This window comes from Methylobacterium longum, assembly GCF_022179385.1.
Classification (GTDB): Bacteria; Pseudomonadota; Alphaproteobacteria; order Rhizobiales; family Beijerinckiaceae; genus Methylobacterium; species Methylobacterium longum.
This window is the reverse complement of sequence record NZ_BPQS01000003.1, coordinates 177,242-188,929: the sequence shown is the minus strand read 5'-3', so window position 1 is coordinate 188,929 and position 11,688 is coordinate 177,242. Positions and strand designations below refer to the sequence as shown.

Below are 11,688 nucleotides of genomic sequence, written 5' to 3'. Positions count from 1 at the left end.
CACGGGGTTCCCCAGTGAAGGATTTCAACCTCTCCGACTGGGCGCTCGAGCACCGCTCGTTCGTCTGGTTCCTGATGCTCGTCTCGCTGATCGCGGGCGTGATGGCCTATACCCGCCTCGGCCGCGAGGAGGATCCGCCCTTCACGATCAAGACCATGGTCGTCCAGACCACGTGGCCGGGCGCGACCATCAAGGACACCCTCGACCAGGTCACGGACCGCGTCGAGAAGGAGCTTCAGCAGCTCAACGGCCTCGACTACGTCCGGAGCTACACGACGCCGGGCTCGTCCACCGTGTTCGTGCAGTTCCGCGACACGCTGAAGAAGGGCGAGGTGCAGCCGGCCTTCTATCAGGTCCGCAAGCGCCTCGGCGACATCAAGGGCCAATTTCCGCAGGGCGTGCAGGGGCCGTTCTTCAACGACGAGTTCGGCGACGTCTTCGGCAACATCTACGCCTTCACGGCGGATGGCCTGACGCACCGGCAATTGCGCGACTACGTCGAGACCATCCGCACCGAGGTTCTGCGGGTGCCCGACATCGGCAAGACCCAGCTGATCGGCACGCAGGCCGAGACGATCTATCTCGATTTCTCAACCCGCAAGCTCGCGGGCTACGGCATCGACTTCCAGGCGCTGATCAAGGCTCTGCAGACGCAGAACGCCGTCTCGGCCTCCGGCGTGGTCCAGGCCGGTCCCGAGCGCGTCTCGCTGCGGGTCAGCGGGTCCTTCGCCTCGGAGGCCTCCCTTCAGGACTTCAACCTGCGCGTCAATGACCGCTTCTTCCGCCTCGCCGACATCGCCGAGATCAGCCGCGGCTACGAGGATCCGCCCGCGCCGCTGTTCCGGGTGGACGGCAAGCCCGCGATCGGCTTCGCCATCGCGATGCGGCCGGGCGCTAACCTGCTCCATTTCGGCGAGGCGCTGAAGGAGCGCATGCGCCGCATCGAGGCGACCCTCCCGGTCGGTGTCGGCGTCCACCTCGTCTCCGACCAGCCCCGCCAGGTCGAGCACGCAATCGGCGGCTTCACCGAGGCGCTGGTCGAGGCCGTGATCATCGTCCTGGCGGTGAGCTTCGTCAGCCTCGGCGTCCGGGCCGGCCTCGTGGTCTCCGTGTCGATCCCGCTCGTGCTGGCGATCGTCTTCGTGGTCATGCAGATCATGGACGTGACGCTGCAGCGCATCTCCCTCGGCGCGCTGATCATCGCGCTGGGCCTGCTGGTCGACGATGCCATGATCACTGTCGAGATGATGGTGGCCCGCCTGGAGCGGGGCGACACGCTCCGCAAGGCCGCGACTTTCGCCTACACGTCGACGGCGTTCCCCATGCTGACGGGGACGCTCGTGACCGTTGCGGGCTTCCTGCCGATCGGGTTCAACGGCTCCGGCGCGGGCGAATACACCTATTCGCTGTTCGTGGTGATCGCGGCCGCCCTGCTGGTCTCCTGGGTCGTGGCGGTCCTGTTCGCACCGCTCGTCGGCGTCACGCTCCTCCCGAAGACCATGAAGCACCACACCGAGAAGGAGGGAATCTTCACGCGCCTGTTCGTCGGGGCGCTGCGGATCGCCATGCGCTGGCACTGGACGACGGTGGTGGTCTGCCTCGCGCTGATGGTCGCCGCGATCGTCGGGATAGGCCACGTGCAGCAGCAATTCTTCCCGTCCTCGGACCGGTCCGAGGTGCTGGTCGACCTCACCCTGCCGCAAAACGCCACCATCGCCGAGACCCGCGCGCAGATGGATCGGTTCGAAACGCGGCTGAAGGACGATCCCGATGTGTCGAGCTGGTCGTCCTATGTCGGGCAGGGGGCGGTACGCTTCTACCTGCCCCTCGACCAGCAGCTCGCCAACGCGTTCTTCGGACAGATCGTGATCGTCACCAAGTCTCTGGAGGTCCGCGATCGGGTGATGACCCGCCTCCAGGACGTGGCGCGGCAGGACTTCGTCGGCACCGACGTCCTGGTGCAGCCGCTGAGCCTCGGTCCCCCGGTCGGCCGGCCCGTCCAGTACCGGCTGAGCGGACCCCGGATGGAGACGGTGCGCCGTCTCGCCCTGGACCTCGCCAACGTCGTGGCCGGCGACAAGCGGCTCGACGTGCCGACCTTCGACTGGAACGAGCCCGGCAAGGTGCTGCGGGTCGAGATCCTTCAGGACAAGGCCCGGCAGCTCGGCGTCACCAGCCAGGACGTGGCCGGCATCCTGAACGGGATCGAGGGCGGTCAGGCGATCACCCAGGTGCGGGATTCGATCTACCTCGTGAACGTCGTCGGCCGAGCGGGCGCCGCCGAACGATCCTCGCTCGACACGCTGCAATCGCTTCAGGTTGGCCTCGCCAGCGGGTCGGTGGTGCCGCTCCTCGCCTTCGCGCGGATCGGCTACGACCTGGAGCAGCCGATCGTCTGGCGCCGCGACCGGCTCCCCACCGTGACGGTACGGGCGACCATCCACGATATGACGCAGCCGGCCACCATCGTGACCGCCCTGCAGCCCGGAATCGACGCCTTCGCGAAGGCGCTGCCGGAGGGCTACACCCTGCAGACCGGCGGTGCGGTCGAGGAATCCGCCAAGGGTCAGGGTCCGATCGCGGCCGTCGTGCCGGTCATGCTGCTCGCCATGGCGGTGCTGCTGATGATGCAGCTCCAGAGCTTCGGCCGGGTGCTGCTGGTCTTCGCCGTGGCGCCGCTGGGACTGATCGGCGTGGTGCCGGCGCTGCTGCTGTTCGAGAAACCCATGGGGTTCGTCGCCATCCTGGGCATCCTCGCGCTCATCGGCATCATCATCCGAAACGCCGTGATCCTCGTGAGCCAGATCGAGGAATTCCGGGCCGACGGGCTGGCGCCCTGGGATGCCGTGTTCGAGGCGACGCACCACCGGATGCGCCCGATCCTGCTCACCGCGGCGGCGGCGAGTCTCGGCCTGATCCCGATCGCCCGGGAGGTGTTCTGGGGGCCGATGGCCTTCGCCATGATCGGCGGCATCCTGGCGGCGACCGTCCTGACGCTGCTGTTCCTGCCCGCCCTCTATGTTGGCTGCTACCGGATCCGGCCGGCGAGCGGCGGCGGAGCGACGCACAGCGCCTGACCGATCGTCAGGCGGACGAGATCGCGGCGCCCTCCAGCGCCGCGACAAGCGGTCGACCCGTCCTTTCGCCCCCTCAGGACGGGTCGACCGTGGAGGGTATCCCTGCGCGCAGTGTCGCGTGGGCGGAAACTTTGCGATGGTCTGGCGCGTAGGGCTGGGCTGGAACGAGGATCCGAGCGCCCATGAATGCCTTCATCGCCGTCGTTCTGGTCTGCGCCAACGGCCTGGCCCAGGAGGCCTGCACCGACGATCAGGCCCTCGAGGTCCGCAAGATCCGGGTCGCCAACGAGCTCGGCTGCGCCACGGGTTGGCAGGAGATCATCGCGCGGACCGAGCGGCGCGACGAGATCGGCAGGAGCGCCTACCTCAAGACCGAATGCCGTCGGGTGAAGGAGCCGCGGTGACGGCTCCCTCGGCGCTACTTGTCGTACTTGATGTAGGCGAATCGCGGATCGGTGGGCGTCCCCTCCAGACCCTGTCCCTCCTGGCCGGGCTGCCAGGCCACCACCTCCTCGATCTTGCGGGCGAGGGCGAAGTCCTTGTCGGTGATGCCCTTCGCGGCGTGGTTCATCAGCCGGACCTCGACCCAGGCATAGGAGGCGGTGATGTCGGGATGGTGCCACGCGGCCTCGGCGAGGTGGCCGACGGTATTGATCACCATGAGCGTGCTCTTCCAGCCCGCGGTCTTGTAGGTCCGGCGGATCCAACCCTCCTCCAGCCGCCACGCGGGCAGCTCGGCCTTCAGCCGCGCCTCGACGGTGGCGTGGTCCAAGGCCTCTTCACGTCGCTCACTCATGGTCCGGTCCCTCCCGTAAACGTGCCTGGATCGAAGGTGCCGCTGTGGCAGGTTGCGCGCAAGCGTGTTCCGCACGATGGACGGAGGCCGGTGCGAGCCCTATGACCTGTTTCCAATGGCAATGGGCCGGGTCCTTACCCCAGTCTCGCGCCACCGAGGACTGCGCAAGACGATGGGAGAAGGCGTGATGCTGTCACGGCGCGCGATGCTCGCCGGAAGCGTGCTCGGCGGCCTCGGGCTTCGAGCGGCGCGCGCCGACGGACCGACGATCCGCCTTGGGAGCCTGCCCTTCGGCACGTCCACCTGGGAAGCGGCGGTGATCAAGGCCCGGGGTCTCGACGTGGCCAACGGCTTCACGCTCGACGCCGTCAAGCTCGCGGGTAACGACGCGGCGCGGATCAGCTTCATCGGCGGGCAAGTCGACACCATCATCGGGGACCTGCTCTGGGCGGCCCGCCTCGGCAATGACGGGCAGGCGGTGCGGTTCATCCCGTACTCGACGTCTGAGGGCGCCGTGATGGTGCCGGCCGACAGTCCTGTGAAGACCCTCAAGGACTTGGACGGCAAGCGTCTCGGTGTCGCCGGCGGCCCCCTCGACAAGAACTGGCTGCTGCTCAAGGCGCAGGCCAAGGATGCGGCCGGGATCGACCTTGAGCGCGCCGCCGAGATCGCCTACGGCGCGCCGCCGCTGATTACCCTGAAGCTGGAGCAGGGCGCCCTCGACGCGGCGCTGACCTACTGGACCTATTGCGCGCGGCTGGAGGCCAAGAAATACCGCCGCCTCGTCGGCGCGGAGGACATCATGCACGCGTTGGGCGTCGCCGGCGACGTGGCGCTGATCGGCTACCTGTTCCAGGATACGGTCGTGAAGGAGAAGCCGGCCGCCGTAGCCGGCTTCGTGCGGGCTTCGCGGGCGGCCAAGGACATGCTCGCGCAGGATCCCGCCACGTGGCAGATAGTGCGCCCCCTCATGGCCGCCGAGGACGACGCCACCTTCGAGGCGCTGAAGCGGGATTTCCTGGCGGGCATCCCGCGCCGATCCGTGGCGGAGGAGCGCGCCGACGCCGAGAAGCTCTACACGGTGATGTCCCGCCTCGGCGGGGCGCGCCTCGTCGGCAAGGGGAGCGCCCTTCCTCCCGACCTTTACTACGACACGGGCCGCAATGGTTGAGGCGCCGGCGCGGGGGGCATTCACGCGGGTGATGCCGACAACCGGATCCGCATGGGTGCGCTGACCCGCATCGCATCCCTTCTGGTGCTCGTCGCCGCGTGGCAGGCCGCCGCGCTGGAGGCCGGTTCGCGCCTGCTGCCGGCGCCCATGGCGGTGCTGCGTTTCATCATCCAGGAGGCGGAACGCGGCGACCTCATCCACAATGTCGGCGTGACGTTGCTGCGAGTCGCGATCTCCTTTGGGATCGCGATGGTCCTCGGCGTGGCGCTCGGCGTCGCGCTGGGTCGCTCGAAGGCCGCGGATCTCACCCTCGACACCCCGCTCCTCGTCCTGCTCAACACCCCAGCCCTGGTGATCACCGTGCTGGCCTATGTCTGGGTCGGATTGACCGAGGCGGCCGCGATCCTCGCGGTGGTGCTGAACAAGCTTCCTAACGTCGCCGTGATCGTGCGCGAGGGCGCCCGCAACCTCGACCCGCAACTCGACGAGATGGCCCGGGCGTATCGGTTCGACCGGCTGACCTGGGCCCGCGACGTGTTGATCCCGCAGCTCCAGCCCTACGTGGTGACTGCGTCGCGCTCAGGCCTGTCGCTCGCCTGGAAGATCGTGCTGGTGGTGGAACTGCTCGGCCGCCCGGACGGGGTCGGCTTCGCGATCAACTACTACTTCGTCCAGAGCACCGACGTCGCCGCGATCATCGGCTATAGCCTCGTGTTCATGGCCGTGATGATCGGAATCGACGTTCTCCTCCTGCAGCGGCTCGAAGCTCATGTCCGCCGCTGGCGCTGATCCCGTCCTCCGGGTTTCGATCGACTCGAAATGGTACCGGTCGCGTGGTGCCGAGCCGGTCGAGGCGGTCCGCGACCTCGCGTTCGGAGTCGAGGCCGGCGAGATCGTCTGCCTGATCGGCCCGTCCGGCGCCGGCAAGACCACATCGCTACGGATCCTGCTCGGTCTCGACACCGATTACACCGGCCAGGTTTCCGGCGCGGAACAGGCCGGGATGGTTTTCCAGGAGCCGCGGCTGCTGCCCTGGCGCAGCGTCGAGCACAATATCCGCCTTGGTCTGCCGCGCGCGCGGCGCGGGCGCGACCTCGACGGCTTGTTCGGGCGTCTCGGGCTGGCCCCATGGCGCGCCAGCTACCCGAAGGCGCTGTCCCTCGGGATGCAGCGGCGGGTGGCGCTGGCGCGGGCGCTCGCCGACGATCCCCGCGTGCTGGTGCTCGACGAGCCTTTCGTCTCGCTCGACGATGCCGCCGCCGCCGAGTTGCGCGGGCTCGTGGTCGACACCGTCGACGGGGCCGGCATGAGCGTCCTGATGGTGACCCACAACGTCGCCGAGGCGATCGGGATCGCCGACCGGCTGCTGCTGCTCTCCCGACGTCCGGCCAGCCTCGTCGCCGACGTACCCCTCGACCGGGAGCGCGGGGCGCGGGATCGGGCCTGGGCGGAGGCGACCCGGGCAACGCTCGCCGCGCTATACCCAGAGATCATCGCGGTCTAGCGGCCGCAGACACTCGCCGACCGCGACGACGCGGACCGACTGGCCCACCGGTGGAACGGACCGAGGCGTGACGGCCGACCTTCACCAGTGAGGTGCTGCTGTCGGGATCACGCGACCGGCTCCTCGGGATCCGGCATCGCCACGTAGATCAGAACACCCAGAACCGTCATGGCGAACCGGAAGGCGGCTTCCTGGCCGTTCCAGGTTTTCGACATCCACATGCCGAACCACTCGCCGCCGATGCCCAGGAAGCCGGCCTGCCAAACCAGGAAGCCGACGCTGAGGCCGGCAATCGCCCAGGTTTTCGCCCGCGCGAATCGCGCCGCCGGTGCCCTCAGCCGGCTGAGCATCAACGAGACGCCGAGCCAGAGGAGCAGGGCCGTTACGGCCTCACCGGCGACGATCACGATGAACGCCGCATGCTGGACCGCGGGGTCCGTGATCGAGCGATCCGTGATCCCGGACCCCGGCATCACGGTATCCATCGAGAGGACGTGCTGGACGAAACTATAATTGGTCGTCGGGTCGACGACGTTCCCGAACACCGCGAGCGTGCAGGTCAGCGCCAGGGCCGCCACGAGCACGATCTTCGAGAGGCGGGCAGCCATCATGGGGAACCACCCTCCTGAAATCCCGGCCGCCTGCCCTTTGGAGGCCGGGATCGGGGCCCTCAGTTTGCCTTGGCCTCGACATCCAGCCGGTCGAGCACGGCGGCCGGCGAGCGCGCCGCGCCGAGGTCGATGAACCCGATGCCGAACGGCTCCTTGGCTTTCGCGCGGACCGCCAGCTTGCCGGGCTTTATCACGAACTGACCCATGGCGGCGCCGATGCCCTTCGCGGCTGCGCTGTTGCCGAGGATGACCGGCACGCCCAGCAGGCTGGCGGTGACGTATTCCTTGCGCAGCTCGTCCGGCTTGAGGCTGAGATCCTTCGACTGTGCGGCGAGGAAGCGTTCGAACAGGCCGGCATTCTCGACCGTCAGGTCGAGGGTCTTGGCGCTGCCCGAGAACATCAGCATCGTCGCCGCCGGCAACGTGCCGGAGAACAGCTCCGGCCCGATCCCGCCCAGCGTGCCTTCCAGCCGCACGGAGCCGATATCGCGTCCCGTTACGGTGATCTCGCGCAGAGACAGGTCGCGGGCCTTCTCGTCCAGCGATGCATCCGCCACGACGTCGAGATCGAGGTTCCGGTAGCCGTAGGCTGGAAGCATGCCGACGATCGGCGCGCCCGCCAAGAGGTCGGCGGGCATGCTCAGACCCGTGAGCCTGAGGCGGCTCGTGCTCGGTACGCCGTTGCTCGGTGGACCGAGGGCGAGGACGGCCTCGCGCAGGGCAATTCGGCGTGGCGGCTGCGGTGAGACGGTGACGGCGAGGGGATCGGCGGTTCTGATATCCGAAGCCCTGGCATCCGGAGTTCTGGCATCCGGACCCTTAGCCTCCGGAGTCCTGCCGGGACCCGGCCGGACCGGCTCGGGACCGGTGGCCCGGGTCGGGACGCGCCCATCCCGGAGCGGCAGCTTCTCGGTGCCGGAGTCCGGCGGAAGCTCGATCGACAGGTCGCTCACGGTGAGATTGCCGAGATTCGGTGCGAGGCGGCGCATCTCGACGTCGGACAGCCCGGAACCCGACGTGGGTTCTGCGGCGATCCCCTGGAGCCCGGCGATCGTCGGGGCGAGCGATGTTCCGGTCAGCGCAAGCCGCGCGACCCGCGCGCGCAGGCTGCCCCGCGAGAGCGAGACGTCGTCCAGGAACGTGCCGGCATCCGCCCCCGCGGAGGCGTAGGCGGCGCGGCCGATCTCGAACAGCGCCGGCCCCTTGGGATCGGTGTCGCTCACGCTGAAACCCTGCATCTCCAGGCTTCCGAGGGCGCTCGCCTCGATCAGGTCGGCCGCCGCAGCCGCGAAGACGCGGCGATCCGTTCCGTCCTGGAAACCCGCAGCCAAAATCGCGAAGGCGCCGTTCCACCCGTCGGGCACCTGGCGGCCGCCGAGTTCGCGCCCGCTGAGCCGGGCGATCTTCACCGTGGTTCCCCGCGCATCCGCGTAGGTCACGTCCGAGACCTGGATGGTCCCGTAGACCCGCTGGATCGGACCCTTGCCGTCGCCCGGGACCGTATAAAGGCGGCTGAGCGCCGCGAGGTCGAGGTCCGTCGCCCGCACCGCACCGTAGGTGCCGGAGCCCCGGTTCGGACCCGCGACGGCACTCACCGTCGCACCCGCGGCCGTCAGCTCGCCGACGCGGCCCGCCCGGACGTCGCGGGCGACGACGTCCCGGTACGTGACGGTCTGCCGATTGTCGCCGCTGCCGACATTCTCCGAGGTGAGCACCGGGATCGTCAGGCTGCCGGCGTCCAGCCGGGCCAGCCGGGTTTCCCACGGGACGGCGGAATCGGGCCGCAGGATCCCGGCGAGATCCTCCTTCGACAGGCGAGTCCCGCTCGCGGTCAATCTGGGCGCCCTGAGCAGCGTGCCGCCCAGGGGCAGCACCACATCCGTGACCGTGACGTCCTGGACGGCCGCCGCGCCCTCCTGGGCGAGGAGGGGCGACGGCGCAACGAGGCCGAACAGGGCCATCGCTCCGGCTGCCGCCAGGGCCGACCGGAGGCGGGCGCGGGCCTTCGGGTGGATCATGGCGGGGTCCGAACCAGGGCTCTTGTCAGGTATCCCGCAGGCGTGCCGCGTTTTGCCGGGCGAGGCAATCGTGCCGGCGGGAGCGAGACTCCATGCCGGTCCGGGTGTCGTACGGGTGCAACGGCGCGCGAGGCGGGGCCTACAGGGAGAAGGACGTTCCGCAGCCGCAGGACGCGGTGGCAAGCGGATTCTCGATCTTGAAGGACTGCCCGATCAGGTCGTTCACGAAATCGATGGTCGAGCCGCTCATGTATTCCAGCGAAACCGGATCGACGATCACGGTCGCGCCGTTCCGCTCGATCGCGACATCCTGCGCCTCGCGGCTGCGGGTGATGTCGAACGCGTAGGAGAAGCCCGAGCAGCCGCCGCCGTTGACGCTGATGCGCAGGGATGAGCCCGGCGGTTCGGAACCCATGATCTCGTTGATGCGCTTGGCGGCGCGGTCGGTCAGGGTGATGTCAGCCATCTGTTTCTGGCCACGCAGTGTTCGGTGGACGGCGCCGCCGGGCCGTTGTCCCGGGCGCCACGGTTCACAAGATATGGGGCACCGGCCCGCGCCGCAACGCGCCGGACCGGGAAGGGCTCATGACCAGGGTGCAGGCGATGGCGAGAGACGTTCGTGCGGCCTAACGGTGAGCGCTGGCGCGCGCCCTTCGCCACCGATCCCGGCCGGACCCGCGGGCGGCTGATCCCCGAATCCGCCTCACCGACGCGCAGCGACTTCCAGCGCGACCGTGACCGGATCATCCACTCGACGGCGTTCCGGCGGCTGAAGCACAAGACTCAGGTCTTCGTGCATCACGAGGGCGACCACTATCGAACGCGCCTGACCCATACCCTCGAAGTCAGCCAGATCGGTCGCGCGCTGGCCCGCGCGCTGGGCCTCGACGAGGATCTCGCCGAGGCGCTGGCACTCAGCCACGATCTCGGCCACACCTGTTTCGGCCATACCGGCGAGGACGCGCTGGACGCCTGCATGGCCGCTCATGGCGGCTTCGACCACAACGCGCAGGCCCTCCGGATCGTCACGCGTCTGGAGCGGCGCTATGCCGGCTTCGACGGCCTCAACCTGGCCTGGGAAACGCTGGAGGGCCTCGTCAAGCACAACGGGCCGCTGCTGACGGCGGACGGGCAGCCGACACCGCGTTACGCAGCCCGCGGCATTCCGGCCGCGATCCTCGAGTACGACACGCTGAATTCCCTGGATCTCTGGAGCCAGGCCGGCCCGGAAGCGCAGGCCGCGTCGCTCGCCGACGACATCGCCTACGCGGCTCACGACCTCGACGACGGACTGCGCGCCGGCCTGTTCGATATCCCGGAGCTGCGCGCCGTGCCGTTCCTGGCCGAGATCCTGGACGAGATCGACCGGTTGCACCCTGGCCTCGAAGCGTCCCGCGTGGTGCACGAACTGGCGCGGCGCGTGATCACGCGGTTCGTGGAAGACGTGATCCGCGAGGGGAGCCGTCGGATCGCTGCCCTCGATCCCCGGACCGTCGAGGACATCCGACGAGCGGAAGCGCCGGTGATCGCCTTCTCACCGTCGATCGCGGCGGCGGACGCGGACATCATGGGCTTCCTGTGGAAGCGGATGTACAGGCATCCGGGCGTCGTGGCGGTCCGGAAGAAGGCCGACGCGATCGTCAACGATCTGTTCGCGGCCTTCTCGGCGGATCCGTCGCGGATGCCGGAGGAGTGGCGCACCGGTCTCGACGGCGCCCCGCAGGCGCGCGTCGCCCGGCGGGTCGCAGACTACATCGCCGGCATGACCGACACCTACGCGGTGCTGGCCCACCGCAAGCTCCACGCCGCGACGCCGGATCTCCATTGGGAGTTGCCGAGCCGGGGCTTGCCACTCGCTGAGCCGTGACGCGGACGACACCGACGCTTCCTTAGGTGGGCGGCGGGCCGTGAAGCGCACCGCTACTTCCCACCGGGGACGCCGTCGACAACCACGTTGCGCCGCCCGGTGACGAACGTGCTCCCCGCCGCGCTTCATCGGCGGACGGGGCGCATCGGCGATCAGCAGCCGCAGCCGTAACCGTAGCCATAACCGCCATAGGCGGCCGGGTAGCCGTAGCCATAGGCACCGTAGGCGGCCGGGTAGCCGTAGCCGTAGCCGTATCCGCCGTAGCCGTACCCGCCGTAGAGGCTGCCGGCGGCGAGCCCGAGGCCCAGGCCGAGACCGGCTCCCGCCAGCCCGTAGCCGAGGCCACGGCCGTACCCGTAGCCGCGCCCGTAATAGCCGCCGCGGTAGCCGTATCCGCCTGCCCGATAGCCAAAACCACCGGCCCGATAGCCGAAACCACCGGCCCGGTAGCCGCCGTGGAAGCCGCCGCCCCGGAAACCGCCGGCTTCCGCGGCCGGAGCGGCCAGGATGAGGGCGCAGAGCGCTGAACCGGCAATCGTCAAGATTTTCATCGGTCTCTCCAGGATCGAGAATGTCGCGATCGACCGCGACGACACGACCTCGTCCGCTCCGAGGCAAGATACGCTTTGAAAAATCGGTATTCG

At 69.0% G+C, this 11,688-nt stretch carries 11 protein-coding genes; 6 read left to right on the top strand and 5 right to left on the bottom strand.

Annotated features, from left to right (window positions below):
* Positions 1-14: 14 nt before the first annotated feature.
* Positions 15-3,077: an efflux RND transporter permease subunit gene (locus MFF58_RS04325; protein WP_238285587.1), complete on the top strand. Its 3,063-nt coding sequence runs from the start codon at positions 15-17 to the stop codon at positions 3,075-3,077.
* Positions 3,078-3,259: 182 nt separating this feature from the next.
* Complete coding sequence (locus MFF58_RS04320) at positions 3,260-3,481, top strand: hypothetical protein (RefSeq protein ID WP_238285586.1); 222 nt, start codon at positions 3,260-3,262, stop codon at positions 3,479-3,481.
* 14 nt (positions 3,482-3,495) lie between these two features.
* Here the strand turns inward: MFF58_RS04320 and MFF58_RS04315 are convergent, their stop codons facing one another.
* Complete coding sequence (locus tag MFF58_RS04315; RefSeq protein WP_238285585.1) at positions 3,496-3,873, bottom strand: 4a-hydroxytetrahydrobiopterin dehydratase; 378 nt, start codon at positions 3,871-3,873, stop codon at positions 3,496-3,498.
* Positions 3,874-4,060: 187 nt separating this feature from the next.
* On the opposite strand from MFF58_RS04315, the gene MFF58_RS04310 reads away from it, so the two are divergent.
* Genes MFF58_RS04310 through MFF58_RS04300 form a run of 3 tightly spaced genes read left to right on the top strand, consistent with a single transcriptional unit; the run spans position 4,061 to position 6,548 of the window.
* Positions 4,061-5,044 carry an ABC transporter substrate-binding protein gene (locus tag MFF58_RS04310; RefSeq protein WP_238285584.1) on the top strand — a complete coding sequence of 328 codons (984 nt, stop codon included), beginning with the start codon at positions 4,061-4,063 and terminating at the stop codon, positions 5,042-5,044.
* 51 nt (positions 5,045-5,095) lie between these two features.
* Complete coding sequence (locus tag MFF58_RS04305) at positions 5,096-5,833, top strand: ABC transporter permease (protein ID WP_238285582.1); 738 nt, start codon at positions 5,096-5,098, stop codon at positions 5,831-5,833.
* Positions 5,814-6,548, top strand: coding sequence for an ABC transporter ATP-binding protein (locus MFF58_RS04300; RefSeq protein ID WP_238285581.1), 735 nt, complete (start codon positions 5,814-5,816; stop codon positions 6,546-6,548). Before MFF58_RS04305 ends, MFF58_RS04300 begins: the two co-directional genes overlap by 20 nt.
* A gap of 107 nt (positions 6,549-6,655) precedes the next feature.
* Here the strand turns inward: MFF58_RS04300 and MFF58_RS04295 are convergent, their stop codons facing one another.
* The 3 genes from MFF58_RS04295 to MFF58_RS04285 form a co-directional block, all read right to left on the bottom strand.
* On the bottom strand, positions 6,656-7,159 hold the full coding sequence (locus tag MFF58_RS04295) for a DUF2165 family protein (protein WP_238285580.1): 504 nt from the start codon (positions 7,157-7,159) through the stop codon (positions 6,656-6,658).
* Between the two features lie 59 nt (positions 7,160-7,218).
* Entirely contained in the window at positions 7,219-9,177 is a 1,959-nt protein-coding gene (locus MFF58_RS04290) for an aq_1923 C-terminal domain (protein ID WP_238285579.1), read from the bottom strand.
* A gap of 139 nt (positions 9,178-9,316) precedes the next feature.
* On the bottom strand, positions 9,317-9,643 hold the full coding sequence (locus MFF58_RS04285; protein WP_238285578.1) for a HesB/IscA family protein: 327 nt from the start codon (positions 9,641-9,643) through the stop codon (positions 9,317-9,319).
* A gap of 153 nt (positions 9,644-9,796) precedes the next feature.
* Between MFF58_RS04285 and MFF58_RS04280 the strand changes: the two genes are divergently transcribed.
* A complete protein-coding gene (locus MFF58_RS04280) occupies positions 9,797-11,044 on the top strand; it encodes a deoxyguanosinetriphosphate triphosphohydrolase (RefSeq protein ID WP_238285577.1) in 1,248 nt (415 codons plus the stop codon).
* A gap of 152 nt (positions 11,045-11,196) precedes the next feature.
* Here the strand turns inward: MFF58_RS04280 and MFF58_RS04275 are convergent, their stop codons facing one another.
* Entirely contained in the window at positions 11,197-11,595 is a 399-nt protein-coding gene (locus MFF58_RS04275; protein ID WP_238285576.1) for a hypothetical protein, read from the bottom strand.
* Positions 11,596-11,688: the final 93 nt, after the last annotated feature.